The 24,613-nt window shown below is 63.6% G+C and carries 25 protein-coding genes; 9 read left to right on the top strand and 16 right to left on the bottom strand.

Going from position 1 to position 24,613, the window contains the following annotated elements:
• Position 1: 1 nt before the first annotated feature.
• Together E7773_RS06965 and serS are read right to left on the bottom strand one after the other, a co-directional pair.
• On the bottom strand, positions 2–1,084 hold the full coding sequence (locus tag E7773_RS06965) for a M23 family metallopeptidase (protein ID WP_293989831.1): 1,083 nt from the start codon (positions 1,082–1,084) through the stop codon (positions 2–4).
• Positions 1,085–1,331: 247 nt separating this feature from the next.
• Positions 1,332–2,603 carry a serine--tRNA ligase gene (gene serS / locus E7773_RS06960; protein ID WP_293989830.1) on the bottom strand — a complete coding sequence of 424 codons (1,272 nt, stop codon included), beginning with the start codon at positions 2,601–2,603 and terminating at the stop codon, positions 1,332–1,334.
• A 90-nt stretch (positions 2,604–2,693) separates the two neighbouring features.
• Between serS and E7773_RS06955 the strand changes: the two genes are divergently transcribed.
• A complete protein-coding gene (locus E7773_RS06955; protein WP_293989829.1) occupies positions 2,694–3,134 on the top strand; it encodes a host attachment family protein in 441 nt (146 codons plus the stop codon).
• On the opposite strand, the gene E7773_RS06950 is transcribed toward E7773_RS06955, so the two are convergent.
• Entirely contained in the window at positions 3,131–3,913 is a 783-nt protein-coding gene (locus tag E7773_RS06950; protein WP_293989828.1) for a hypothetical protein, read from the bottom strand. The two genes, E7773_RS06955 and E7773_RS06950, sit on opposite strands and share 4 nt — an antisense overlap.
• A 506-nt stretch (positions 3,914–4,419) precedes the next feature.
• On the opposite strand from E7773_RS06950, the gene dksA reads away from it, so the two are divergent.
• A complete protein-coding gene (dksA, locus tag E7773_RS06945; RefSeq protein ID WP_293989827.1) occupies positions 4,420–4,878 on the top strand; it encodes an RNA polymerase-binding protein DksA in 459 nt (152 codons plus the stop codon).
• An 81-nt stretch (positions 4,879–4,959) separates the two neighbouring features.
• Positions 4,960–5,334, top strand: coding sequence for a PilZ domain-containing protein (locus tag E7773_RS06940; protein WP_293989826.1), 375 nt, complete (start codon positions 4,960–4,962; stop codon positions 5,332–5,334).
• Positions 5,335–5,375: 41 nt separating this feature from the next.
• On the opposite strand, the gene E7773_RS06935 is transcribed toward E7773_RS06940, so the two are convergent.
• Positions 5,376–5,531, bottom strand: a complete 156-nt coding sequence (locus E7773_RS06935; RefSeq protein WP_293989825.1) for a YdcH family protein — start codon at positions 5,529–5,531, stop codon at positions 5,376–5,378.
• Between the two features lie 140 nt (positions 5,532–5,671).
• Here E7773_RS06935 and E7773_RS06930 point away from each other — a divergent pair, with 140 nt between their 5' ends.
• Together E7773_RS06930 and E7773_RS06925 are read left to right on the top strand one after the other, a co-directional pair.
• Entirely contained in the window at positions 5,672–5,869 is a 198-nt protein-coding gene (locus E7773_RS06930; protein ID WP_293989824.1) for a DUF465 domain-containing protein, read from the top strand.
• Between the two features lie 67 nt (positions 5,870–5,936).
• Positions 5,937–6,398, top strand: coding sequence for a DUF1465 family protein (locus E7773_RS06925; protein WP_293989823.1), 462 nt, complete (start codon positions 5,937–5,939; stop codon positions 6,396–6,398).
• Between the two features lie 6 nt (positions 6,399–6,404).
• Here E7773_RS06925 and bla read toward each other — a convergent pair whose 3' ends face one another.
• Together bla and E7773_RS06915 are read right to left on the bottom strand one after the other, a co-directional pair.
• Positions 6,405–7,295, bottom strand: coding sequence for a class A beta-lactamase (bla, locus tag E7773_RS06920; RefSeq protein ID WP_293989822.1), 891 nt, complete (start codon positions 7,293–7,295; stop codon positions 6,405–6,407).
• Positions 7,295–8,251: a nitronate monooxygenase family protein gene (locus E7773_RS06915; protein WP_293989821.1), complete on the bottom strand. Its 957-nt coding sequence runs from the start codon at positions 8,249–8,251 to the stop codon at positions 7,295–7,297. Before E7773_RS06915 ends, bla begins: the two co-directional genes overlap by 1 nt.
• Before the next feature lie 146 nt (positions 8,252–8,397).
• Between E7773_RS06915 and E7773_RS06910 the strand changes: the two genes are divergently transcribed.
• Complete coding sequence (locus E7773_RS06910; RefSeq protein ID WP_293989820.1) at positions 8,398–10,977, top strand: M1 family metallopeptidase; 2,580 nt, start codon at positions 8,398–8,400, stop codon at positions 10,975–10,977.
• Positions 10,978–11,072: 95 nt separating this feature from the next.
• On the opposite strand, the gene E7773_RS06905 is transcribed toward E7773_RS06910, so the two are convergent.
• The 4 genes from E7773_RS06905 to cysD all read right to left on the bottom strand — a co-directional run bounded on the left by E7773_RS06905 (position 11,073) and on the right by cysD (position 15,395).
• Complete coding sequence (locus E7773_RS06905; protein ID WP_293989819.1) at positions 11,073–11,597, bottom strand: gamma carbonic anhydrase family protein; 525 nt, start codon at positions 11,595–11,597, stop codon at positions 11,073–11,075.
• Positions 11,598–11,684: 87 nt separating this feature from the next.
• Complete coding sequence (locus tag E7773_RS06900) at positions 11,685–12,434, bottom strand: 3'(2'),5'-bisphosphate nucleotidase CysQ (RefSeq protein ID WP_293989818.1); 750 nt, start codon at positions 12,432–12,434, stop codon at positions 11,685–11,687.
• Positions 12,431–14,347 carry a sulfate adenylyltransferase subunit CysN gene (cysN, locus tag E7773_RS06895; protein ID WP_293989817.1) on the bottom strand — a complete coding sequence of 639 codons (1,917 nt, stop codon included), beginning with the start codon at positions 14,345–14,347 and terminating at the stop codon, positions 12,431–12,433. Before cysN ends, E7773_RS06900 begins: the two co-directional genes overlap by 4 nt.
• A gap of 124 nt (positions 14,348–14,471) precedes the next feature.
• The gene (gene cysD / locus E7773_RS06890; protein WP_293990011.1) at positions 14,472–15,395 is read right to left on the bottom strand and encodes a sulfate adenylyltransferase subunit CysD; all 924 of its coding nucleotides are present in this window, start codon (positions 15,393–15,395) and stop codon (positions 14,472–14,474) included.
• Between the two features lie 304 nt (positions 15,396–15,699).
• On the opposite strand from cysD, the gene E7773_RS06885 reads away from it, so the two are divergent.
• Positions 15,700–16,926 carry a site-specific integrase gene (locus tag E7773_RS06885; protein ID WP_293989816.1) on the top strand — a complete coding sequence of 409 codons (1,227 nt, stop codon included), beginning with the start codon at positions 15,700–15,702 and terminating at the stop codon, positions 16,924–16,926.
• Here the strand turns inward: E7773_RS06885 and E7773_RS06880 are convergent.
• On the bottom strand, positions 16,883–17,344 hold the full coding sequence (locus E7773_RS06880; RefSeq protein ID WP_293989815.1) for a hypothetical protein: 462 nt from the start codon (positions 17,342–17,344) through the stop codon (positions 16,883–16,885). The two genes, E7773_RS06885 and E7773_RS06880, sit on opposite strands and share 44 nt — an antisense overlap.
• A gap of 231 nt (positions 17,345–17,575) precedes the next feature.
• Here E7773_RS06880 and E7773_RS06875 point away from each other — a divergent pair, with 231 nt between their 5' ends.
• Together E7773_RS06875 and E7773_RS06870 are read left to right on the top strand one after the other, a co-directional pair.
• On the top strand, positions 17,576–17,800 hold the full coding sequence (locus tag E7773_RS06875) for a helix-turn-helix domain-containing protein (RefSeq protein WP_363130019.1): 225 nt from the start codon (positions 17,576–17,578) through the stop codon (positions 17,798–17,800).
• Complete coding sequence (locus E7773_RS06870) at positions 17,797–18,228, top strand: hypothetical protein (RefSeq protein WP_293989814.1); 432 nt, start codon at positions 17,797–17,799, stop codon at positions 18,226–18,228. The genes E7773_RS06875 and E7773_RS06870 overlap by 4 nt, the downstream gene beginning before the upstream one ends.
• A gap of 451 nt (positions 18,229–18,679) precedes the next feature.
• Here E7773_RS06870 and E7773_RS06865 read toward each other — a convergent pair whose 3' ends face one another.
• From E7773_RS06865 to E7773_RS06845, 5 genes are read right to left on the bottom strand one after another with little or no spacing between them, the layout of a single operon-like run.
• A complete protein-coding gene (locus E7773_RS06865; protein WP_293989813.1) occupies positions 18,680–20,572 on the bottom strand; it encodes an ATP-binding protein in 1,893 nt (630 codons plus the stop codon).
• The gene (locus E7773_RS06860) at positions 20,569–21,069 is read right to left on the bottom strand and encodes an ABC-three component system middle component 2 (protein WP_293989812.1); all 501 of its coding nucleotides are present in this window, start codon (positions 21,067–21,069) and stop codon (positions 20,569–20,571) included. The genes E7773_RS06865 and E7773_RS06860 overlap by 4 nt, the downstream gene beginning before the upstream one ends.
• Positions 21,057–22,142, bottom strand: a complete 1,086-nt coding sequence (locus E7773_RS06855; RefSeq protein ID WP_293989811.1) for an ABC-three component system protein — start codon at positions 22,140–22,142, stop codon at positions 21,057–21,059. Before E7773_RS06855 ends, E7773_RS06860 begins: the two co-directional genes overlap by 13 nt.
• A gap of 3 nt (positions 22,143–22,145) precedes the next feature.
• Positions 22,146–22,883: a PaeR7I family type II restriction endonuclease gene (locus E7773_RS06850; RefSeq protein WP_293989810.1), complete on the bottom strand. Its 738-nt coding sequence runs from the start codon at positions 22,881–22,883 to the stop codon at positions 22,146–22,148.
• A 3-nt stretch (positions 22,884–22,886) separates the two neighbouring features.
• Complete coding sequence (locus E7773_RS06845) at positions 22,887–24,599, bottom strand: Eco57I restriction-modification methylase domain-containing protein (protein WP_293989809.1); 1,713 nt, start codon at positions 24,597–24,599, stop codon at positions 22,887–22,889.
• Positions 24,600–24,613: the final 14 nt, after the last annotated feature.

The raw sequence follows: 24,613 nt of genomic DNA, 5'->3' as shown, positions 1-24,613 counted from the left end.
CTTAGCGGCGCGGAAGCTTCGTCAGTGGGTCGACCGGCACGCGGCCCTTGCGCAGTTCGAAATGCAGCTCGGGCCGGTCGGCGAAGCCGGTGTCGCCCGACAGCGCGATCGACTGGCCGCGCCTTACCGCCTGGCCGCGCTGGACCAGGATGCGGCTGGCATGCCCGTAGACACTGGTCCAGCCGTCGCCGTGCTTGACCATGACGAGCCCGCCGAGGCCTGCGACGCTCGTGGCGGTGTAGATCACGACGCCGTCGGCGACCGCCTTGATCGAGGTGCCGACGGGGACAGCGATCTTGATCCCGTCGTTGCGCTCGCCGCTCGCGCCGGCGCCGAAGCGCTTGACGACGTTGCCGGTCGAGACGGGCCACAGGAACGGGCCGTTGAGCGCGCCGGGCGTGGCAATCGGCACGGAGGAGGGAAGGGGTCGCCGGACCACACTCGCGGCGCGTGGCGCCCGCTCGGTCTCCGGGATGGCGGGCTCGCCGCCGCCGGTGGCGATGTCGCCGAGGTCGATCTTGAACGCCGCGGCGCGCTCGGCGAGCGTTTGCGGGCGCGCCGGTGCGCCGCCCGGGATCAGGATGCGCCGGCCCGCGCGTAGGATGTACGGCTCTTCGAGATTGTTCGCCGCGACGATATCGGCCCAGCGCACGCCATAGGCGCGCGCGATCGCGATCCCCGATTCGCCGGGGCGGACGAAGTGATAGCGCCCGCCGGGGATGTGCAGTTGCTGTCCCGGGCGGACGATGAAGGGCGCGCTCAGGTCGTTGGCGTCGGCGATCGTCTCCGACCCCGCGCCGACCTTTTCGGCGATCCCGCGCAGCGTGTCGCCGGGCTGGACGACATAGGTCGAATCGGGGATCGTCCGCGCGTCGGGCGTGACCGGCTGCGCGACCCAGGCGGGCGGCGCGGAGGGCGGGGCGGGGACGTCTTCGTCGGCGCGCTGCGGATCGTAGCGCTCAGGCGGATAGTCGCGGTCCTGCGGCGGCGGCGCGTAGCCGGAATCGGGCGGGCCGTAATCCTGGCCGGCGGGAATGCAGCCCGACAGCAGCAGCGCGACGACGACCGACAATTTGCTCCGCATCGCGCTTCCCTTCCGGCTCGCGAGCATAGCGCAGGTGATGCGGTACGCAATTCCTCCCCGGGACGGGGAGGGGGACCGCCGACCGCAGGTCGGTGGTGGAGGGGGTGCGCTACCAGCGAGTCGCTCGCGGCTCGCCCTCTCCGTCAGCGCTGCGCGCTGTGTTCGGGCGAGATCGTGCCTCCCAGGCACGATCTTGGCAGGCCGGGGGCCTGCCAAAGCCCGAACACTCCCCGTAAACCGGGAGGAATTAAGTTACCGGCTCAAGCCGGTTCATTCCGCGCAGATAGGGCTGCAGCGCGTCGGGGATCGCGACCGATCCGTCCTCCTGCTGGTAATTCTCCAGGATCGCGACGAGCATCCGCCCGACCACGAGGCCGGAGCCGTTGAGCGTGTGGACGAAGGCGGGCTTGCCGTCTTCGTCGCGATAGCGCGCGTTCATCCGCCGTGCCTGGAAATCGGTGCAGGTCGAACAGCTCGAAATCTCGCGATACTTGCCCTGGCCCGGCAGCCACACTTCGAGGTCGTAGGTGCGCGCGGCGGAGAAGCCCATGTCGCCGGTGCACAGCTTCATGCGGCGAAAGGGGAGGCCAAGGCGCGTCAACACGTCCTCGGCCGCCACGGTCATCCGCTCGTGCTCGGCTTCGGACTGATCGGGCGTCACGATCGAGACCATCTCGGCCTTCTCGAATTGGTGCTGGCGAATGAACCCGCGCGTGTCGCGGCCCGCCGCGCCGGCCTCGGAGCGGAAGCACGGGGTGAGTGCGGTGAAGCGCAGCGGGAGCTCGTCGGCACTCAGGATCTTCTCGCGGACGATGTTGGTCAGGCTGACTTCGGACGTGGGGATCAGCCAGCGGCCGTCGGTGGTCTGGAACAAATCCTCGGCGAACTTGGGGAGCTGGCCGGTGCCGAACATCGCCTCGTCACGCACCATCAGCGGCGGGACGACTTCCTCATAACCGTGATCGCGCGTCAGCACGTCGAGCCCGAACTGCCCGAGCGCGCGGTTGAGCCGCGCGGCCGCGCCGCGGACCAGCGTGAACCGCGCACCCGCGAGCGCGACGCCAGTTTCGAAATCGAGCCCGAGCGGCGGGCCGATCTCGTCGTGCTCCCGAACCGCGAACGCGAAATCGCGGCGCTGGCCGTGCTCGGCGACGAGTTCGTTGTCGTCCTCGTCTGCGCCCTCGGGCACGTCGGCAAGCGGCAGGTTTGGAATTGCGGCAAGCTGCGCGGTCAGCACCTCACCGGTCGCCCGCTCCTCAGCTTCTATCAGCGGCATCTGTTCCTTGATTCGTGCGACTTGCGCCATCGGCACGGAGGCGTCGGCCCCGTCACGTTTCATTTGGCCGATCACCGCGGACAGTGCATTGCGCTGCTGCTGGCTATCTTGGACTTCGGTGATCAAGGAGCGGCGTTTCTCGTCGAGCGCGAGCAGGTCCGCAGCCATCGGCGACAACCCGCGCTTCTTCAGGCCGGCATCAAAAGCCTTGGGGTTTTCGCGGATCAGGCGGATGTCGTGCATAACGGCGTGGCTATGGCGGGGCGAGAGGAACGGCGCAACCCGGCGCGGGGGCGGGGCGTTGTCATGCGCGAACCATCAGGAGAATCGCCCATGCAGATCGCCCACAACACGCTCGTCGTCGTCGCGGATGGCCGCAAGGCGCTGTTCCTGCGCAACGAGGGCGATGCGGTGCATCCCAACTTGATCGTCGAACATGCCGAGGACCGCCTCAACCCGGCCGATCGCGACCAGAAAACCGATGCCCCGGGCCGCGCCTCCGGCGGCGTCGGCGGGCGGCAGGACACGATGGACGAGGTCGATTTCCACCAGCAGGAGGAGGATCGCTTTGCCGCGGATGTCGGTGCGATGCTCAAAAGCCGCGCACTCGCCAGTGATTTCGAAACGCTGATCATCGCCGCGCCCGCCAAGACGCTCGGCGAGATCCGCAAACACTATCACGTCGAGGTCGAAAAAAGACTGGCCGGCGAAATCCCGAAGGATCTCACCGGCCACCCTCTGCCCGAAATCGAAAAGGCGCTTGCCGCCGCTTAGGCGGTAACCGTCGTCTGCTTGGCGAGCCGCTTGCGCGCGACCAGCGCCGCGGCGGCGCCGCCGAACAGGAAGATCATCGGCGGGGCCGGGACCGGTGCGGGCGGGCCGCCCGACGATCCGGTCGATCCGCTGCTGCCGTGCCAGCCGCCGTTCGACGACCAGCCGCCGCTCGATCCCCAGCCCTTGGACGACGAACCGTAGCTCGACGACGAGGTCGAACCCGAGCTCGACGTGGACCCAGAGGTGCTCGACGAGGTCGAGCTGGCCGACGAGTTCGACGAGCTGGTGCTGCTCGACGACGTGCTCGACTGGCTCTGATCCTGGTTCTGGTTCTGGTTCTGGTTCTGCGTCTGGTTGTTGTTGTTCGAGTTGTTGGCGCTGTTGTCGTTGTTATTGTTGTTGTTGACGTAGGCGCCGCCGGTCGAGCTCGAGGTCGACCCGCCGCTCGACGACGAGGTCGACGACACGACGATCCCGCTGCTGCCCGATCCGCCGCTGCCGCCGAAGAAGCCGCCGGCGAAGAACCCGCCGCCGCCGAAGCCGCCGCCCGATCCGCCGACGACGGTCGCACCTTCGCCGCTCGATCCGACGAAGGGCGGCGGCGCCGGCAAGGGCGGGCCACCGGCGACGGTGACCACCGCGGGCGGGCAGGCGGTCGTGGTGGTCGTAACGACCTTGCGAACGCGAGCCGCGCGAGCCGCGACGGCGCGGGTGGAGCGGACGACGCGCTTCTTGTACGTCGTCTTCACGTAGCCGGAGCGCACGCTCGTCTCGGACACCTTGACGGCGCCCCCGCCGACTATCGCGCCGCCGCAAGCGCAGGCGCAAAGTTTAGCCATGGCCATCCGAACAGACATCGCATCACTCTCTTTTTAACCGCGTCTGCCCCCACAGAGACGGTGATGGTTCTTCTGCAGCTGGTGAGCCGCTATTGGCATAGTGCAAAACAAAACATTAAGTGCAATTGCGTTAACCAAGAATAATCGCCGGAAACCGCTCCAATCTCTTCTGACCGCGCTTCGATCATAGTTAACGTTTCATTGTGACACGCTGCCGATCATTTGCGACACGGTTCGCCGCTCCGATCATAGTGTCTGGAAGATGAAGGCTTGGTTCACGACGTTGAAAGCCGAGGCCGGTTAAAGCGACGATCGGGCGACGACCGTATTTTCCGGTCGCTCGTCAACCGCTTGTGGAGCGGCCTGCGCCTCGCTATAGGCCCGCCCGTTACGGGGGGTCCGAGGCACCGGCGCAGATCGGTTCGCGGGCCAGTGGGAGAGCGGGGATGGCGACGGCTTTGAATCGCGTGATGGATTCCAGTTTCGATCTGCCGGCGAACGATGCGGACGGTTATCGTCCCAGCGCCGACGAAGCGTTCATGAACCCGCGCCAGCAGGCGTATTTCCGGCAAAAGCTGCTCAAGTGGAAAGAGGCGATCCTCAAGGAAGCCGAGACCACGCTGTCGCAGCTTCAGGTTGAGCCGTTGCGCGAGGCGGATCTGACCGACCGCGCATCGAGCGAGACCGACTGGTCGATCGAGCTGCGCACGCGCGATCGTCAGCGCAAATTGATCGCCAAGATCGACGCTGCGTTGCGCCGCCTCGAAGAGGGCGAATATGGCTATTGCGAGGTGTCGGGGGAGCCGATCTCGCTCGGCCGGCTCGAGGCGCGGCCGATCGCGACGATGACGGTCGAGGCGCAGGAACGGCACGAGCGCAACGAGAAGGTGTCGCGCGAGGACTGAGCGCTCCCGCGTTTACGCTTTCGACAATATTTCGGGTCTATGCGGGCGGGAACGGCGATCGGCGCCGCTCGGACGGGATTCATGGACCAGTTTCCACAAGACAGCTTCGTACCGGCTGATGCCGAGTCGGCGCCCAAGCGCAAGAAATCGCGTGACAGCCTTTTCCTGGTCGCATCGCTGACGATCGACGGTCGTCCCGATTCGACTGATGTGCGCGTGCGCAATCTGTCGAGCGGCGGGCTGATGGCCGAATATGCGCATCCGGTCGAGATCGGGACGGCGGTCGAGGTTGAGTTGCGTGGCGTGGGCAAGGTCGCGGGCGACGTCGCCTGGACGGCGGCAGGTCGGATCGGCGTTTCGTTCGGTACCCCGATCGACCCGATGCAGGCGCGCAAACCAGTCTCCGCGCCGGCCACCGCGCCGCGCAAGGACAAGCCGATCAAGCCTATCTTGTGATCCGTGCGCCCCGGCGAAACCGGGGCGACACGGACCGGCCGCTACAGCGCGGCGATCGCTTCCTTCACGCGCAATTTCTGTTTCTTCAGGTCGGCCAGAATCCGCATATCGGGCGCCGGGCGGTGGCTTTCGGTGATGATTTGCCGGTCGAGCACGTGGTGCTTGGTCTCGAGCGCCGAAAGGTGCGGGTTCTGCATGGGGGCGACCTCCTTCGATCAGGTGGGGGAGCGAATAGAACACGAAAAGCGTAAAAAGTCGCCATCGATTTCGCTTGCGAATCGACGCGCCGCATCGTTTTGACGACAGTCGGAAATTTGGCGTTCGGGAGCGCAGCAAGGTGGACGAAGCGCAGATCGTGCAGCGGCTCGGCACGCTCAGGACCGAGCATCGCGATCTCGACTCGGCGATCGAGGCGCTGACCGCGTTCGGCACCGGCGACCAGCTTCAGATCGCGCGGATGAAGAAGCGCAAGCTGGCGCTGAAGGACGAAATCGCGTTGCTCGAGGACCAATTGATCCCCGACATCATCGCCTGATCGATTTCGGGACGCGCGGGCGATGTCGCGGCTTGCATAGGTTAGTGAATCTGGCAACGCTGCGCCGATGACAGGGGACGTCACCAATGCGCGGATCCACCGCCGCCTGATCGATTCGCTCTACGTCGAGGCGATGGTGCTGGCGGACGAGGCGCGCGGCTATTTCGACCAGGGCGCGCGGATCGAGCGCGAGGCGCTGGACCCGCTCGGGCGAGTCACCTTTTCGTGCGAATCGCTCAAGGTCACCACGCGGCTGATGCACATCATTGCCTGGCTGCTGACTCAGCGTGCGGTCGATGCGGGCGAACTGAGCGTGCGTGACGCGCTCGATCCGGCGCGGCGGCTCGGGGAGGCGCCGGTGACGGACGATGCCGTGCTCGCGCAGATGCCCGCCGACGCGCAGGCGCTGATCGCGTCGAGCATCGACCTCTACCGCCGAGTCGCGCGGCTCGACGATTCGCAGATGGAGCCGCAGCCGTCGGATAGCCCGGTGCAGTACATGCAAGCCAGATTGGCGATGGCGTTTTAAACGGGCTTACGCCGGTCCGACGAATTCCACGATTAGCTCACCGATCCGCGCGTGCACCGGGTTGCGCGCCGGCGCCTCATCGCCCGGGCCGCCGGTGATGAACACGGTCACGAAGATCGGCTGACGCGGCGCGCGGCCCGGCGGCCAGATCAGCGCGACATCGTTATTGCTGTTGTGCCCGCCGGCGCCCGTCTTGTCACCGATTGCCCAGCCGGCGGGCAAGCCTTTACGCAGCTTTTCCGTCCCGGTCGTGTTGTTGGCGAGCCAGAGCATCAGGTTCTTGCGCGAGTCCGGCGCGAGCACCGTGCCGAAGGTCAGCCGCCGCAGCGTGTCAAGCATTGCGTTCGGCGTGGTCGTGTCGCGCGGGTCGCCCGGCGTCCCTTCGTTGAGGATCGTCTCGACGCGGTCGAGCCGAGTCACCATATCGCCGGTCGAGCGCAGGAAGCGCGTGAGCCCTTCCGGCCCGCCGACGGTGCCGAGCAGCAAATTGGCGGCGGTATTGTCGCTGCGCGTCATCGCCGCCTCGCACAGGTCGCCGATACCGAGGTGCCCGCCGGCCTGGCCCGCCGTGGTCGGCGAATTGGGCAGGATGCCGGTCGACGGTACGGCGATTTGACGGTCGAGCCTTTCGCTGCCGTGATCGATCTTGTGCAGGATCATTCCCGCGAGCAGCAGCTTGAACGTGCTGCACATCGGAAAACGCTCACCGCCGCGCCACGTCGCGGTGCGCCCGCCGACCGGATCGATCAGGTGAAGCCCGATGCGCGCGCCCGGGCCCAGACCCTGTTCCAGCTTGCGGACGGCGGCAGTGAAACGCGCGCGCGGATCGACCGGCGCGGTGGCGGGCAACACTATCACCGCCGATCCCGTCGCGACGAATTCGCGGCGGGTCGGCATCAGGCGATCCGAGCCTTGGCAGCCTTATATTCGCGTTCGAGCCGCTCCACGCGCACCGCGACGCTTTCGACCTTGTCGACCACGCCGATGCCCTGGCCCGACCCCCAGATGTCCTTCCACGCCTTGGCCTTGCTCGAATTGCCGCCGCCGAAGTTCATCGTGCTGAGGTCGCCTTCGGGCAGATGGTCGGGATCCATCCCCGCCGCTACGATCGATCCGCGCAGGTAATTGCCGTGCACCCCGGTGAACAGGTTCGAATAGACGATGTCGGAAGCACGGCCTTCGACGATGCCCTGCTTGTAGCCTGGAACCGCATTGGCCTCGTCGGTCGCGATGAACGGCGAGCCGATGTACGCAAGATCCGCCCCCATCGCCTGCGCCGCGAGCACCGCATCGCCCGTCGCGATCGATCCCGACAGCGCTAGCGGGCCGTCGAACCACTGGCGGATTTCCTGCGTGATCGCGAAGGGTGAGAGGCGCCCAGCATGTCCTCCTGCGCCCGCCGCGACGGCGATCAGCCCGTCGGCGCCTTTTTCGATCGCTTTCCGCGCGAAGCGGTCGTCGATGATATCGTGTAGCGTGATCCCGCCCCAGCCGTGCACTGCGTGATTGAGCTCCGGCCGCGCGCCGAGCGAGGTGATGACGATCGGCACCTGCCATTTGGCGCAAGTCATCAGGTCGGCCTCTAGCCGGTCGTTCGACTTGTGCACGATCTGGTTGACCGCGAACGGCGCGGCGGGGCGGTCGGGATGCTCGCGATTGTGCGCCGCCAGTTCCTCGGTGATGCGGTGCAGCCACTCATCGAGTTCCGCTTGGGGCCGCGCGTTGAGTGCGGGGAACGATCCGACGATCCCCGCCTTGCACTGCGCGATCACCAGATCGACGCCGGAGATGATGAACAGCGGCGACCCGATGACGGGCAGGCGCAGGCGGTCGAACAGCGGCGGCAGGCTCATGGTGCGAATTCATAGCGCAACCGTAATCACAGGAAAGGCCTTTCGAATTGACGGTACGGAATGTGTTGCCTCGGCCGAATTGATCCATTTGCCATTCATCGCGGAGGCGTTATAGCGCGGCAACACACCGATACGAGAGGTTGTCCATGAAGCTCGCCGCTGCCGCCGTCGCCCTGATGTTCACTGCCTCTACCCCGGCGCTCGCCGCGGCGCAGCTCGGCCGCGACGTGGCGCCGATCGCGTACGATATCACGATCGACCCGAACGCGCAGGCAATGACCTTTACGGGCAGCGAGACGGTGACGGTGAACGTCCGCAAGGCGACGCGCACGATCACGCTCAACGCCGCCGATCTCGCGATCAGCAAGGCGACCGTCGATGGCCGCCCGGTGCAATTCAAGCTCGACAATGATGCGCAGCGCGTGACGCTGACGCTGCCCGCCGCGGCGATGGTCGGCCTCCACACCATCGCCTTCGCCTGGACCGGCAAGATCAACGAATCCGCCGCCGGCTTCTTCGCGATCGATTACACCAACACCGATGGGTCGAAGGCGCGGATGCTCGCGACTCAGTTCGAAGCGCCCGACGCGCGCCGCTTCGCGCCGATGTGGGATGAGCCGAGCTTCAAGGCGAAGTTCACGCTGCGCGCGGTCGCGCCCAAGGGGCAGCTGGCCTTCTCCAACATGCCCGCGATCGTGACGCGGCGCGCCGACGGGACGCAGCTCTACAGCTTCCGCCAGTCGCCGGTCATGTCCAGCTACCTGCTGTTCCTCGGCATGGGCGACATGGAGCGCAAGACGGTGATGGCCGGCAAGACCGAGATCGGCGTCATCACGCGCCGCGGGGTGTCGGACCAGGGCGACTATGCGCTCGCCTCGGCCAAGCGCCTGCTCGCCTATTACAACGACTATTTCGGCCAGCCGTACCCGTTGCCCAAGCTCGACATGATCGCGGGGCCGGGCACCAGCCAGTTCTTCGGTGCGATGGAGAATTGGGGGGCGATCTTCTACTTCGAGCCCGAACTGCTGTTCGACAAGAAGCGCGCGACCGAAAGCGACAAGCAGCGCATCTTCGTCGTCGTCGCGCACGAAATGGCGCACCAATGGTTCGGCGACCTAGTGACGATGAGCTGGTGGGATGACCTGTGGCTCAACGAGGGCTTCGCGTCGTGGATGGAGAACAAGACCTCCGCCGACCTCAACCCCGACTGGTTCGCGCGCGATTCGGCCGTGGCATTCGACCGCGAGGGCGCGCTGGCGCTTGACGCGACCGCGGCGACGCACCCGATAATCCGTCACGTCGAAACCGTCGACCAGATCGGCGAGGCGTTCGACGGCATCACCTATCAGAAGGGCCAGGCCGTGATCGGGATGATCGAATCGACGCTCGGCCCCGACAAGTTCCGCGCGGGCATCCGCCGCTATATGGCGAAGTACAAGTACGGGAACACCCAGACCGACCAGTTGTGGGACGAACTGGAAGCGGCGTCGGGGATGCCGGTCAAGAGTTTTGCGCATGACTTCACGCTGCAGGGCGGGGTGCCGATGGTGACCGTGGCGGGTGGAAAATGCGTCGGCGGTAATACTGTCGCGGCACTGGCGCAGGGGCGGTTCGGACTCGATGCAGCATCGAAAACGCCGCAGACTTGGCGAGTGCCGCTGCGGATCGGGACGGTCGGGGGTGCGCCGGTCAGCAAGATTGTCACCGGCTCGTCCACCGAAGTGACGGTACCGGGCTGCGGCGCGGTCGTCGCCAATGTCGGCAAGGGCAGCTACGCGCGTATCCGTTACCTCGGCGACGCGCATTCCGCGCTGGTTGCGAATTACGACAAGCTCGCACTGGCCGACCGGGTCGGCACGCTGGGTGACGATTACGCGTTGGCGCGGTCGGGCGATCAGGATTTCGCGACCTATGCCGCGACGCTCGACGCGGTGCCCGCCGACGCCAGCCCGCTCGAATGGTCGGTGGTGTCGGGCCAGCTCGGTTCGCTGTCGGGGCTGTATGGCGGCACGCCGCTCCGCGCGCGGATCAACGCGCTGACGATCCGCAAGCTCGGGCCGGTGCTGGCGCAGATCGGGTATGAGGCGCGCACCGGCGAATCGCCGCTCGTCACCAATCTTCGGGAGGATCTGGTCGGGCGGCTCGGCCGCGCCGGCGATCCCGAAGTCGAGAAGCGTGCGCGCGCTTATTTCGCGAAGCTCAAGACCGACTCGTCGGCGATCCCGCCGGCGATCCGCGCGCCGATCCTCGCGACGTTCGCCGCCAATGCGACCCCGGCCGAATGGGACGACCTGCTCGCGCTGACCAAGGCCGAGACCAACCCGGTGGTGAAGAACGAATATGTTCGCTTGCTCGGCGCGGCGAACGACCCGGCGATCGCGATGCGCGCGCTCGAACTGGTTAAGGGCGACGTGCTGACCGCGCAGCAGAAGCCGACGATCCTGCGTGCGGTCGCGGCGGGCCACCCCGACATGGCGTTCGACTTCGCGGTGGCGAATATGGAATTGGTCAACAGCGTCGTCGAGGCGAGCTCGCGCGCCGCGTTCATCCCCAGCCTGGGCGCGGGATCGAACGACCCCGCGATGCCGGGCAAGATTCAGGCCTATGCGGAGAAGAACCAGCCCGAGTCGGCGCGGGGCGGCGCCCGGCGCGCGATCGCCGGGATCGCGGTGCGCAAGGCGGTGGCGGACCGGTTGCGGGCGGGCGTGACGGCCTGGGCGGGGTGACGCGTCCTGAGTCTCGTATTCCTGGGAAAGCAGGAATCCAGAGTCAGGAGCGGTCGATTTGTAACCTTGGACTCCTGCTTTCGCAGGAGCAGGAGCTAGTCGATCCGTTTCAGCCCCTTGGCGAACCGGTGCGCGTTTTCGACGTAATGCTCGGCCGACAGCTTCAGGAACGCGCGCTTGTCGGGATCGAGCGTCTTGATGCTGCGCGCCGGGCTGCCGACGATCAGGCTGCCAGGGTCGAAGCTTTTGCCTTCGGTGACGAGCGCGTTCGCGCCGATCACGCATTCGTCGCCGATCACAGCCTCGTTGAGCACCGTCGCGTCCATCCCGACGAGCACGCGGTTGCCCACCGTGCAGCCGTGCAGGATCGCATGGTGCCCGATCGTGCATTCCTTCCCGATCGTCAGCGGCACGCCGTAATCGGAATGCAACATCGTCCCGTCCTGCACATTGGTGCGGTCGCCGACGGTAATCAGTGAGGTGTCGCCGCGGATCACGGTGCCGAACCACACCCCGACATCGTCGCCCAACACGACCTCGCCGACGACATGCGCGTCGGGGGCGATCCAGACGTTCTTGCCGATCTGCGGCACTTTGCCGTCGAGTTCATAGATGGGCATCGGGCCTCCTGTTGGCCAACGCTTTATTTGATTTTGCGAGCGTAGCGAAGAAATCCAGACGGACCGCGATGTCCTTGGATTGCTTCGCTACGCTCGCAATGGCGGACGGAGGCTGGCGAGCGCGTCCATCACTGCCTCGACCAACTCCTTGCGGCAGATCAGCAAGTCGTGGACGTACGTGTCGTCGCAATTGTAGACGAGCGGCGTCCCGTCGAGCCGCGCGCAATGCAGCCCGGCGGCGAGCGCCACCGCGACCGGCGCGGCGCTGTCCCATTCGTGCTGGCCGCCCGAATGGAGGTAGATGTCGGCGACCCCGCGCACCACCGCCATCGCCTTCGCGCCGGCCGATCCCATCGGCACCAGTTCGGCGCCGATCGCCTCCGCGACCGCGACGGCCTCGGCGGCGGGGCGGGTTCGGCTGACGACCATGCGCGGCGGATCATTGAGCGCGCTGAGCGGGGGAGGGGCGTCAGACCTCAACACGAGCCCGGCATCGGGTAAGGCGACCGCGCCGAGCACTGGGGCACCGTCGACGCACAGCGCGACATGCACCGCCCAATCGTCGCGCGCCTCGCCATATTCGCGCGTGCCGTCGACCGGATCGATAATCCACACGCGCGACTTCGCCATCCGCGTGCCGTCGCATTTGCGCTCCTCCGACAGCAGCCCGTCTTCGGGGCGTTCGGTCGTGATCGCGTGGCACAGCAAGTCGTTTGCGACATGATCGCCCGCCTTGCCGAGTGCCTTGGGATCCTCCCAGACTTGCGACGCGCGGACTTCCTGCAACAACTTTCCCGCTGCCTCGGCGAGCTGTGCCGCCAGATCGCCGTCGCTCACAGGTCGGGACTCCACACGCCCATGATATGCTCGACGATCCGCTCCGCTGCGGCCTCGGGCGTTTCGCGCGTCGTGTCGATGCGGATGTCGGGGCGCTCGGGCGTTTCGTACGGGCTGGAAATGCCGGTGAACTGCGCGATCTCGCCCAGCCGCGCCTTCCTGTAGAGTCCTTTCACGTCGCGCGCCTCGGCGACGTCGAGCGGGGTGTCGACGAAGATCTCGACGAAATCGCCATCGGGCAGCATCGCGCGGACCAGCTCGCGTTCGGCGCGGAACGGGGAGATGAACGCGGTCAGCACGATCAGCCCGGCGTCGGTCATCAGCTTTGCGACCTCGCCGACGCGGCGGATATTCTCGACCCGGTCGGCGTCGTTGAACCCGAGATCGCGGTTGAGCCCGTGGCGGATATTGTCGCCGTCGAGCAGGAACGAATGCCGCCCCAGCGCGAACAGCTTCTTCTCGACCAGATTGGCGATCGTCGATTTGCCCGACCCCGACAGCCCGGTGAACCACAGCAATTTGGGCGACTGTCCCTTTTGCTGCGCGTGCGCCTCGCGCGTCACGTCGACCGCTTGCCAGTGCACGTCGCGCGCGCGGCGCAGCGCGAAGTGCAGTATCCCCGCCGCAACGGTCGTGTTGGTCACCTTGTCGATCAGGATAAACCCGCCCAACTCGCGGCTGTCGGCATAGGGCTCGAACACCAACGGCTTGTCGGTCGCGAGGTTCGCGACGCCGATCGCGTTGAGATCGAGCGTCTTCGCCGCGAGTTGCTCGAGCGTGTTGACGTTGATCTGGTACTTGGGCTGGTAGACCTGCGCGGTGACGGTTTGTGTGCCGAGCTTCAGCCAGTATCCTCGCCCGGGCAGCAGCGGCTCGTCGGCCATCCAAACCAACGTCGCTTCGAACTGGTCGGCAACCTGTGGCGGATCGCCCGCCGCCGCGATCACGTCGCCGCGCGAGCAGTCGATTTCGTCGGCCAGCGTCAGCGTCACCGATTGCCCCGCGACCGCTTGCGGCAAGTCGCCGTCCATCGTCACGATCCGTGCGATGGTCGAGGTACGGCCCGATGGCAGCACGCGAATCGCGTCGCCCGGCGCGATACTCCCCGACGCGATCGTGCCCGCGAACCCGCGGAAATCGAGATTGGGACGGTTGACCCATTGCACCGCCATCCGGAACGGCCGCGCGCGGTCGGCGTCGGTGTCGAGCGGGACGGTTTCGAGATGCTCGATCAGTGTCGGGCCGTCGTACCACGGCGTATTCGCCGAGCGCGTAGCGACATTGTCGCCCTTGAACCCCGAGATCGGGATCGCGGTGAACTTTTCGATCCCGATGCTGCGCGCGAACGCGGCATAATCGGCGACGATCGCGTCGTAGGTCGCCTGATCGTACCCGACCAGATCCATCTTGTTCACCGCGAGTACGACATGACGTATGTCGATCAGGTGCGCGAGATACGAATGCCGCCGCGTCTGGGTAAGCACCCCCTTGCGCGCGTCGATCAGGATCACCGCGAGGTCGGCGGTCGACGCGCCGGTGACCATGTTGCGCGTGTACTGCTCGTGCCCCGGCGTGTCGGCGACGATGAACTTGCGTTTCTCGGTCGCGAAGAAGCGGTATGCGACGTCGATCGTGATGCCCTGCTCGCGCTCGGCGGCGAGTCCGTCGACCAGCAGCGCGAAATCGATCTCCTGGCCCTGCGTGCCGACCCGCTTGCTGTCGGCCTCCAGCGCCGCCAGCTGGTCGTCAAAGATCATCTTGCTGTCGTACAGCAGCCGCCCGATCAGCGTGGACTTGCCGTCGTCGACCGACCCGCAGGTGATGAAGCGCAACAACGTCTTGCGCTGATGCTGCGCGAGGTACGCATCGATATCGGCGGCGATCAGCGCGTCGGGGCGGAAGGCGGCGGTCATAGTCGAATACCGTCACCCCAGCGAAAGCTGGGGTCTTTTGCGATCGTGAGCGAAAGGCGTGCGGTACGAGACCCCCGCCTTCGCGGGGGTTGACGCTTCGTCAAGCTGCGCATGACGTGGCGCGTCAAAAATACCCCTCCTGCTTCTTCTTCTCCATCCCCGCGCCGCCGGCATCCTTGTCGATCGCGCGGCCCTGGCGCTCGCTGGTCGTCGTCAGCAGCATTTCCTGGATGATCGCGGGCAAGGTCGCCGCCTCGCTCTCGACCGCGCCGGTCAACGGGTAGCAGCCGAGCGTGCGGAAGCGGATCGAGCGCTCGAGGGGCACTTCGCCCGGCGCGAGCCGAAAACGCTCGTCATCGACCATCAGCAGCAACCCGTCACGCTCCACCGTCGCTCGCGACGCGGCGAAATAGAGCGGGACGATCTCGATCCCTTCGAGATGGATATATTGCCAGATGTCGAGCTCGGTCCAGTTCGACAGCGGGAAGACGCGGATGCTCTCCCCCTTCGCCTTTCTGGTATTGTAGAGGTGCCACAGCTCGGGCCGCTGCGCTTTCGGGTCCCATCTATGGCTCGCCGAGCGGAAGCTGAACACGCGTTCCTTCGCGCGGCTCTTCTCCTCGTCGCGCCGCGCCCCGCCAAATGCGACGTCGAAGCCGTGCTGGTCGAGCGCCTGCTTAAGCCCCTCGGTCTTCCAGATGTCGGTGTGGAGCGCGCCATGATCGAACGGGTTGATCCCGCGCGCGACGGCTTCGGGGTTCCGGTGGACGAGCAATTCCATTCCCGCCTCGCGCGCCGCCTTGTCGCGCAGCGCATACATGTCGCGAAACTTCCAGGTCGTGTCGACGTGAAGCAGCGGGAAGGGCGGGGGCGCCGGGTAGAACGCCTTGCGCGCGAGGTGCAGCATCACCGCGCTGTCTTTGCCGACCGAATAGAGCATCACCGGCCGCTCGGCCTCCGCGACGACCTCGCGCAGGATATGGATGCTCTCCGCCTCGAGGCGTTCGAGATGCGTCAGCGGCGCCGTTTCGGCTGTCGGGTGATCGATTCTGGACACGGCCGCCTACATAAGCAGGCACGCCCCTTACGCACCCCAAGCCTTCTTTAGCGCGCAAAAGCTCGCTTAGGGTAGGGTGGATGGAGATTTGGAAATGGTGGACGCACTAGGGCTCGAACCTAGGACCCGCTGATTAAGAGTCTCGTTTTGTGCGTTTCGCTGGCGTGCGCTGAGTTGCGCTACAGTGCGCTACTGCATTGGAATCTTGCAGAAAAATAAGTGGTGAACGTCGCTACCCGTTGCTGCGATTCGCTGCGTTCTGCTACCTATTTGCTACCTAGAAACGGGGTGGCAGATGCGATCAAAACTCACCGTGCGCAACGTCGAAGCGGTCCAGCCGGGCAGCTCGGACGTGATTCTTTGGGATACCGAGCTGGCCGGTTTCGGATGCAAGGTTACGCCCAAAGGCAAGCGGACCTATTTCCTCTATTACCGAACCGCGGATGGCCAGCAGCGCCGGCCAACGATCGGTCTTCACGGGCCGCTGCGTCCCGAAGCTGCGCGCGATATCGCCAAACGTTGGCTTGCCCAAGTCGCGAGCGGGAAGGACCCATCACAGTCGCGTGCCGAAAGCCGAGCGGCCCCGATCATGCGCGACCTTTGCGCGCGTTATCTCGCGGAACATGCGGAGACGCGGAAAAAGGCCAGTTCGGTACGTAACGATCGCCGGCTGATCGATCAGCATATTCTCCCGGCACTCGGCTCGCGGAAGGTTGCGTCGGTAAATCGAGCCGACATTGCTGCCATGCATCATTCGCTCCGCGCGACGCCATACGAGGCAAATAGAATGCTTGCCCTCGCGAGCAAGATGTTCTCGCTCGCCGAACGATGGGGCCTGCGGCCGGATGGCTCAAACCCGGCCAAGAATATCGACCGATTTCCCGAAGAGAAGCGCGAGCGCTATCTAACGGAGGCGGAAATCGCTCGCCTGTGGAAAGTGCTCCACTCGGAAGAGGGTGAGGCGGCGGCGTCGCCGAGCGCAATCGCCGCGCTCAAGCTACTCATTCTCACCGGACGCAGGCTGAACGAAATCCTCGGTTTGCGTTGGGTGTGGGTCGATCTCGATGCGGGGCTGCTGCGCCTGCCAGATACCAAGAGCGGCGCACTGCTGGTCTCGCTTGGCGATCCTGCTATCGACATACTCAAAGACCTAAAGGCCGCTGGCTGTGATCCAACGTTTGTGATTGCGGGCCAGCGTAAAGGCGCGTCCCTCGTCAATCTGCAAAAGCCGTGGCGTGCCCTGCGTGCGCTCGCCGAACTGGACGACGTCCGAATCCACGATCTTCGTCATACCTATGCCAGCGTCGGCGTAGGGCTCGGGTTCAGCCTGCCGATGCTCGGTAGGTTGCTAGGCCATACGCAGGCGACGACCACGAGCCGCTACGCGCATCTTGCGCAAAGTCCAGTTCGCGCCGCCGCCGACGCGATCGGTGACGAACTGCTGCGCTTGGCTTTGAAGGACAAGGCGTCGGATAGCACTATGGGCAACGTGGTGAGCTTGGATCAATTTCGCACACGCTAGTGCGGAGCGCGTCAGTCTCGTCGCGCCGACGCGCGTTTTCCCTTTGCCGGCGCAGAAGATCGTCGGCGGAACCGCGCGCCTCGCGTACGCGAGCCTCTGCGCTTGCCAATGGGATATGCTCTTCGCGCGCGATATCGGCGGCTACAGACTTCTCGATTTCGCTAAGCTGGTTCGGATCAGGTGCCGGCGACAATGTCATTATGAGCCAGGTAAACGCCAGATACCCGACGCCTATCGCCAGAATGAGCTTTCCTGCCTTACCCCATTCCCGCTTGCGTGAAGGCCCCAGTCGAGATTCTGAAACAGGTAGATTGTCCATCACGCCCTCCATCGAAAGGGCGAAGACCGGACGGAGCCGGCCGTTGGAATCCCTGCCCAAGGACAAGGCGCTGCCGCTTTTGGGCAAAGCCTTGGACATGGCGACAGCCGACCGGCCGAATAGCTCGACCGGACCTTGGGTCTTGGGGATTCCACGCCCCACGCTCGGGACTGACCGTGCGCAGTTCGAACCTGGCAGATCATGAGTTGAACTGCAACGCGCGGGCTTGTGCGGAGTGGGCGGATTTCTCGGATTGGTTGCCCATGGTTGACCTGAAAACCCTGGAATCGCTCAAGAACGTCCCGCTAAGCCTGAGGCCTCTCCACGACGATGAAAGGCGCTCCGATGGTCGCAAATTTCATGCTTCGCGAGGCTGACGCGGCCTCGTTTCTGGGCCTCGCTCCGAAGACGCTGAGCCGTTGGCGCTGGGCCGGGAAGGGTCCAGCTTATCGCAAGCTCGGGTCAAGCGTGCGATATCGCGTTGAGGACCTCGAAGACTTCGTGAAGGCCGCTACAATCGACCCAGTCAACGAAATCGCTGGGGCGGGCCGATGAAAACGGTGGGCCCGCTGTATTATACCGCCACCCGATCGGGCCAGATTATCTTCCCGAAAGACGGCGAGAGCATCGACCAGCTTCACAAGCGCTTGGCCCGTTTGGCGCGGAGTTATCGGACGAGTGAGAGAGCCTTCAGCGCTACTCGACGAGGCGACCACGTCCTATGGCTTCGGGTTTATCCTGGCCAACAGTCCAAGCTCGCACCTTGGTATCGGCTGAACGTCGGGGAAGAACACGCCCTGCTTCCAGAGGGCGCGAATGAAGCTGACTTGAAAAAGGCTCGCCGAACCGCCGCGTACGTTAAACGCAGCGGACGCGGTGAGTTTGTCGTTGTGCTCGAAGGCGATCGATTGTCGATCTCGCGCAAGACCACAGGAGATGCTGCCCGGATGCCATATCAGCATACCAATCCGAGCCGTTTTTGACCGCGGCCTCGGCTCTTACATCATTTCAAAAACACATGATACCCGGTAACTTACCCCTTCCCATGTATATATATATTCATTCATTTGGCCCCTAATATATATAAAAATCAATTATTTATATTGACTGAGGGGAAAAGATACCCGGTAACTTGGCAAATTGCAAAAGGGTGTAGGGCAAATTGCTGATCAGAAGTGGCGCGGTTTGGTTACTCGGCTTGCTCTAGGAGGCGATGGCCCAAATTTAGCCCTAGGAAGGCCGTAGAGAAGATGTTGCGGAATTTGGCTGTCCGGTGCCTAGGACGGCTTAGATCTTGTCTCTGAAGAATCTGAGAGCATTTTAACGGGTATTGGATAACTTAACGCTGCTCGTCGGCCGCTTTGGGCTCCATTTCCGACATTCCGAAAGGGCAGCTGCTATCCTGAGATTGCCGTTTGCGAGCGCTGGGCCAGCTCATCCCAGCAGGTCGTCAAACTCACCTTTTTTGGGCTCGGGAAAAAGGCCGGGCCGCCCTTTTCCGAGCACACCGGTAAAGAGCGCCGTACGCTCGGACTTCCGTATTTGTGGCGGTGGATCGGTGTTCTCAATAATGATGATTTGGCGGTCCTCGGGTAGGTTGGCGATGTAGTCGAAGAAGCTCGCGTTGAGGTCGGTCCCGCGCAAATCATCGGAATCGTCTGCCCCCGCTTCCGGTTCGCGGTAGGACAGCAATGGCGAGTCTAGCATCACAAAGCCGGGATGTGCCGTTTGATTTAGACGACAATACTCCATGAGTCCGATAGTGAATGCGGCTTGCGTGATCGCCCGAAGACCTTTGCCAAACGCGATTCGGTTCTTCCCGCCAATTACGAGATCGCGCGTGCTGAGGTCGAAGTGAACGCGATCCGCGTTGGGGAAATGCCACTCTTGGAGGATCGTCTGAATCAACGACGCGAACTTATCGGCGGTGGCCGTGGAAAGCCCAAAGTCTGTGGAACCGTTGGCGCTTCCAAAGCGAGCCTCGTCCTCCTTTTCCAGTTTGGCCTTGCGTTCAATCAGGTCGCTCAAGCCGCGATGGATGGCGAGCGCCTCCCTGACCTCGCCGCCCTTGTCCGCCAGTTCCTTGTAGCTCGCGCGAAGCTGGCGCAAATTTGGCGCGACCACGGAGTCGATTTCGCCGGATAACTCCCGAAATCTAGACTCGAGTCTGGGCAAGCGGCGCTCGAAGCTGACCGCTTCCTCGCGTAGCGTCGTCATGGTGTCGGCAAGGTCGGTCTGCCGCACTTTAATCTTGGCTATCTCCGCTGCGGCCGCCGCAACGACTTGATCAACGTCGCCTTCGCAATCGGCCTTCGCCTGGTGTTCTTTCAATGCGCCGCACAGCGGACAGGTCGCGTCCCCCAAGGCACCGAAGAGGCTGCCCGCCTCTTCAATCGCCGACAGGCGCTCGAGGTCGGAGCGATAATGCGCGTTGAGCAACGTGAACCGATCCAGCAACGCTGTGATCTCGGTCAAGCGGTTGTTGGCTTCCTCAACTCGTTTTGCCACGTCGCGCCGCTGAACGGTCGCTTCCTTAAACTGCGCTTCCGTTACGGCTAGTTGGGCGCTCTGGCTGTCCATTGTGTTTTCAAGCCTTGCGAGCTGCTCTTGCAGCTCGTCAGGCTTGCCAGCCAACTCATTAACTTGGCGCTCATAATCGCCAATAAGCTGATCCAGCAGGTCGATCTGCCCGCCCCGTAACTGGTCCTCAGCAGTCGGTTTCTGGCCCGCCGTGAATGCACTGTCATCAACGCCAGTTAGAAGCAGTTTGAATACGGAGGTGTTGGCAGTGTCAGCGACTACATTGCCGTCCGAGAGCGGAGATCGCTCCTGAATGATTTCTTGCTCGTTGATAAGGATCAGTCGTGCCAAGTTTCTGAAGCTGAGACTTTGCGTGTCACCGCGCTTGTTCTTGCGGATGCGCTTCTGCGTCAGGTCGATAAGGTTGAGCAGGTAGGCTGAAAGATTATCGTCCCGTTTGTCGTTATGAATGTCGGCTAGAATCTTGCCTTGATCGACGGGCAGCTCGGCCGCGTGCAGTCCGTCGAACAGCGTGAATGCGCCGCCGTTTACGGATCGGCTGACCGTGAACTGATCGCCCGCAAGCGTTTCGACAGCGAGCAGAACGCGATCATAGCCTTCGCGTTCGGGAATGTCGCGCAATGGCGGCTTGCCGCCGAGCATGAAATCAACGGCGTTCAGGATGAACGATTTGCCGGTATTCGACGCCCCGTAAATAACGTTAAGGCCAGGCCCGAACTCCACGACGGCCGCTTCGGCTGAGGGGCCGTGAAAGCTAAGAAACCTGAGGCGTAGGCCACGCGTCATGCTTCGGCCCCCAAACTCTGCTCCGTCTGCTGAAACTCGATCAGCCATTGATCGAAGAAGCGCCGCATCAGCGCATCAAACTCTTGATCCGTATAACGGGCAAGATGATGAACAAGCCATCCGGCCCGACCGCACATTTCGCGCAAATATGGCGCTTGAAGGGAGTCGAGGAAGATCGCTGCCGCTTCTCCGGCCCGATAGACGATGCCATCATCGTTCGTTTCGCGCGCGATCAGATCGCGTGTCATCATCAGATGAATACCATCCTGAACAACTCGCCGCCGCACCTGGGTGGCAGGCGCGCGAATGGGGCTGTCCGGGTGCAAGTCGGCGGGGCCGCCGAGCTGGCTAGTATGAACCAGCAAATAGTCGAACGCCGTCATCCGCTGAATGTCGAAGGCTTTAGGAAACGCGGCGCCGAGGATGGCCACGGCCCGCAGTCCGGCTTCCAGCGGGCCGTTGAACGTCAGGGATCGCGCGTGAGTCACTTCGTCCATTGGAGACGATCCTCGTTGGCGAGCTGATGGCAAATGCCGTGACGGTCCTTCGTCAAAGCGCTCGCGCCGAGCGGGTGCGCGTCCAGCGACATTTCCTGCGCGGCCTTGGCGGTCGCTTTGACGCGCTCATAGCCATCTGCGTGCTGGCCATCTACGGTGTCGATCACGCCGTCGTAAATCTCGTTCTGCAGCGTCTCGAACGTGCCGGGCTCAACCTTCTCGCGGACAAACACACGCAACGACTCCGCATGGTAGAAGCTCTCGCGCGAACGTCGAAAATGCTCCCGCAGCGGCTTCCATTGGTCAAGCGCGGCGGCGTCCGCAACAGCCTGTTTAGTGTGGTCGCCGTAAGCCGCGAGCAGTTGGCCGACATATTTTTGCTCGTGGTCCTGAATGTCGTCGGGCGGCCCACCCGGCTTCGGGCGGGCGGGCAGAGCGCCCCCGAACCGACTGAGAAAATATGGCGTCTTGCGATGCTGGTCGATCAGCTCTCGCGGCGAAATTGATTTGAAAATAGAGAAGTCGAAGGCTTCAACGTAAGCTGCGAACTCGCCCTCAAGGGCGATGGCCGCGGTGCCGGTGATAGCGTCGGCGATGTTCTTGACCCACTCTTTTTTGACGCGCGCCTTCAGGTTAGGCGCGTGCGCGAGAAGCTGATTGAGCGTCGTGCCAACTCCTTTCGGGGCCATAAAATAGTAGGCGCGCGGCGCTTTGTAGTGACCCTGAAACGAGTGCCACAATATTTTGCCGATTTCCGGCCACGCAGCGCCGGGGGTGACGCTGTTTTGAAACCGCTTGCATTGATACAGATCCCACACACCGTTCAGCATCGCCGCGTCGGCGAACCCGGCAATGTCGATGCCGCGGTCGTTCGCGCCGGTAAAGCGGCGGACGGCTGTGTATTCAGCCTTCACGACTCCCGACACCCACTCCTCGATAAATTCTTCCCATTGGTCGGGTGTATAGACCATCAAGCGCGAGATGGGCTCGATGGGCGGCCCCGCCTGCAAGAGTGACGCCGACGGCAAGGTCGGCGGCGCGGGCGGATCGGTCATATCTTCGAAGTCATCCACGGATCAGCCCCTCGCTGCCTCGGCGGCGATGTGGCCCGCCAAGCCTGTGACGAAAGTCTTGACGCTGGTCAGGTCCGACAGGTCGGCGAATGCGCCGTCTTCGGCGGCGCTGCGCGGCGAGGCAATCAGCGCTGCCGCCGTGTAAAGCTGCTCCTGAACGAGCCGTTGGCACAGAACATCGTAGCGTTTGAGATAGGACGCGCCCTGAAACTCCGAGAACACCGGGAAATGCGGCGAGCGGTCTGTGACTGGTCGGCGCGAGGCGTCCGCGTCCTCAACCAGCATTAACCAGCCGATGAACGGTCGCGGGTGTTTGCCGAGTGCGCCTTCCCGATACGCAACCGAAAGATCATGCGCGGTGCCAATCGCTTCCTCGGTGCGGTTGTTGAAATTGTTGCCGAAGGACGGGCCGACTTGACTCTTCAGCTCGACGGCGGCGATCAGCCGCCCGTCGATCATTACCAACAAATCCCAAAGTTTGGTCGGCCGGAAGTAACCGGGCAGCGTGAGCAGTGCGCGATTTTGATGTATCTGCGCGTGAGCTAGCCCGTTCCGTTTCACAAGGTCGATGATGAGAGCGGTGAACCCATCCATATTCTTGCCGCCGGTCACGCCGGCGCGCTCACCTTGATCGGTAACACCCGCCTCAATCTGCTTTTGCCGCGCCTGCTCGCGGTTGCCCCAGAAGGCCATGACGGCTTCTTTGGTCTGACGTTCGTAATCCGCTAGATCGAGCGCCATCTATCAACTCTCTTTCAACGCCGCGATTTCGGCCTCCGTCATGCCGTAAAGCGCATAAACTGCTGCATTGCACGCCGCTTCATCCTTGATCTCGGCGCACGCGACGAGCCTGGCCTTGATCGGCGCAGGAACGTCGTCCCAATGAGGCAAACGAATACGGCGGAGATACTGCGCCTGAAAACGCAAGAAGCCGCCGCGCATTTTTGTCGAATAAGCCGCGACGAACAGCCGCGCGATGCCAGACATCAAAACCGTTTGTAGCGCCTGTAGGTCCCAATCACGCGACGTGATGAAATAGAGATTGTGGTGCGGGTAAAAGCATCCTTTTTCGTAAACGATATGCGCGCCGCCTTTGATGTCAGGTATTAAAAGTTTCGGCTGATAGGTCAGTTCGGGATAGATGCGGTCGATGGTGCGATACCAATTTGCAGGCGCTTTTTGCGCGACGTGCCGCCCCGCGATCTGGTCGCGGTGATCCTCCAGATAGCGCCGCAGTTTCGGGTAAGTGGCGAGATCGACAAGCTTGCCATTGTCGCCGAACGGATTGACCACGCCAAGACCGCGCCATTCGACCGAGCCGCGCTCGATGTCGCGCGTCATCACGAGGGGCAGCTTCCGGCTGTCTTCCACGTCGAGCGCGTCGATCGGGCCGATAAAGGCTTGGTCCGCGCCGGTCGCCACGCCGATCCCGACTCTACAACGAGCCTCTTCAATAGTGGGAAAGTCGCGTTCCAGGCGGCGAACAAGCGCAAGCTGGGCGCTCGTGTCGAGCACCCACGGCTCGCTGCCGTTGGCAATCCCCGTCATTTCCTTCACGTCGCTGTCCGGCGCGGGCGCGGCGTCTGCGTTCAAGGCGGCGCTCAACGCCGCGAGATAACGCTTTTCAATTTTTGGGCGGTAAGCGAGCCGGGTGACGTTGCCGGGTTCCTTGGCGATGATTGTGATCGCTGGGTAGGCGACGACCTCGGCGTGAAAGGCATCTGTTCCCACCATATCGACGTATGTTTTGAGGTGGTAGCTTCGCGCGACCATGCCGCGTAGCGGTCCGCCGTAACGGTTTTTCATCCAACGGTCGGCGCAGATGAAACCGAGCTGTCCGCCTTTCTTGAGAAGCGTCAGCGACCGTTCAATGAACGGAACGTATAGATCGGCGCGGTCAAAGATCGTGCTGAACCGGCGTCGGTATTCAGCAATCAGAGTGTCGGGTATCGATTCTTGCCGAACGTAAGGCGGATTACCAATCACGGCGTCGAACGCGCCATTAAAGGGCGTAAGCAGGTAGTCGCCTTGCAACAGCCAAACGTCGGCGATGTCTTCGGCCTCGCGCTCGCTGATGCCTGCGCTGCTGAGCGCGCGTTGCACCGCCTGATGGGTTCGTTCGTAGGAGCGGCCGTGCAGTTCAACCGCCCGAATTGCGTCGCGCATGGCGTCCGCGGGCGCACCTGCGCGCCGCCACGCTTCGACCAGCCGCTCGACAGCGGGGAGGAGAAAATCGCCGTCCCCAAATGATGGTTCGAGCAGCCGCATCTTGTGCAGCGGCTTGTCGACGGTGTAGCCGATGAGGTCTAGGACGAAGTCCGCCACCTCGCGCCGGGTGAAAATCGCACCCCGCTCATCTACACCGGCATCTGCAAGCGTTCTAATTGCGTCTGTCACGGGACAAAGTTCCGGAAGAAACGGCTCTGCAAGCACTGAGGCAAGCTTGAGGTGCGCCACAATTGCTCCCTGAA

This window comes from Sphingomonas sp. (assembly GCF_004799495.1).
In the GTDB taxonomy this organism is placed as follows: domain Bacteria; phylum Pseudomonadota; class Alphaproteobacteria; order Sphingomonadales; family Sphingomonadaceae; genus Sphingomonas.
This window is presented reverse-complemented; position numbering and strand designations above follow the sequence as displayed.

Bases quoted from the DNA above. Each gene is read 5' to 3' on its own strand.
- E7773_RS06965 (WP_293989831.1), bottom strand. From the start codon at position 1,084: ATGCGGAGCAAATTGTCGGTCGTCGTCGCGCTGCTGCTGTCGGGCTGC.
- serS (WP_293989830.1), bottom strand. From the start codon at position 2,603: ATGCACGACATCCGCCTGATCCGCGAAAACCCCAAGGCTTTTGATGCC.
- E7773_RS06955 (WP_293989829.1), top strand. From the start codon at position 2,694: ATGCAGATCGCCCACAACACGCTCGTCGTCGTCGCGGATGGCCGCAAG.
- dksA (WP_293989827.1), top strand. From the start codon at position 4,420: ATGGCGACGGCTTTGAATCGCGTGATGGATTCCAGTTTCGATCTGCCG.
- E7773_RS06940 (WP_293989826.1), top strand. From the start codon at position 4,960: ATGGACCAGTTTCCACAAGACAGCTTCGTACCGGCTGATGCCGAGTCG.
- E7773_RS06935 (WP_293989825.1), bottom strand. From the start codon at position 5,531: ATGCAGAACCCGCACCTTTCGGCGCTCGAGACCAAGCACCACGTGCTC.
- E7773_RS06925 (WP_293989823.1), top strand. From the start codon at position 5,937: ATGACAGGGGACGTCACCAATGCGCGGATCCACCGCCGCCTGATCGAT.
- bla (WP_293989822.1), bottom strand. From the start codon at position 7,295: ATGCCGACCCGCCGCGAATTCGTCGCGACGGGATCGGCGGTGATAGTG.
- E7773_RS06915 (WP_293989821.1), bottom strand. From the start codon at position 8,251: ATGAGCCTGCCGCCGCTGTTCGACCGCCTGCGCCTGCCCGTCATCGGG.
- E7773_RS06910 (WP_293989820.1), top strand. From the start codon at position 8,398: ATGAAGCTCGCCGCTGCCGCCGTCGCCCTGATGTTCACTGCCTCTACC.
- E7773_RS06905 (WP_293989819.1), bottom strand. From the start codon at position 11,597: ATGCCCATCTATGAACTCGACGGCAAAGTGCCGCAGATCGGCAAGAAC.
- cysN (WP_293989817.1), bottom strand. From the start codon at position 14,347: ATGACCGCCGCCTTCCGCCCCGACGCGCTGATCGCCGCCGATATCGAT.
- E7773_RS06885 (WP_293989816.1), top strand. From the start codon at position 15,700: ATGCGATCAAAACTCACCGTGCGCAACGTCGAAGCGGTCCAGCCGGGC.
- E7773_RS06880 (WP_293989815.1), bottom strand. From the start codon at position 17,344: ATGTCCAAGGCTTTGCCCAAAAGCGGCAGCGCCTTGTCCTTGGGCAGG.
- E7773_RS06875 (WP_363130019.1), top strand. From the start codon at position 17,576: ATGAAAGGCGCTCCGATGGTCGCAAATTTCATGCTTCGCGAGGCTGAC.
- E7773_RS06870 (WP_293989814.1), top strand. From the start codon at position 17,797: ATGAAAACGGTGGGCCCGCTGTATTATACCGCCACCCGATCGGGCCAG.
- E7773_RS06865 (WP_293989813.1), bottom strand. From the start codon at position 20,572: ATGACGCGTGGCCTACGCCTCAGGTTTCTTAGCTTTCACGGCCCCTCA.
- E7773_RS06860 (WP_293989812.1), bottom strand. From the start codon at position 21,069: ATGGACGAAGTGACTCACGCGCGATCCCTGACGTTCAACGGCCCGCTG.
- E7773_RS06850 (WP_293989810.1), bottom strand. From the start codon at position 22,883: ATGGCGCTCGATCTAGCGGATTACGAACGTCAGACCAAAGAAGCCGTC.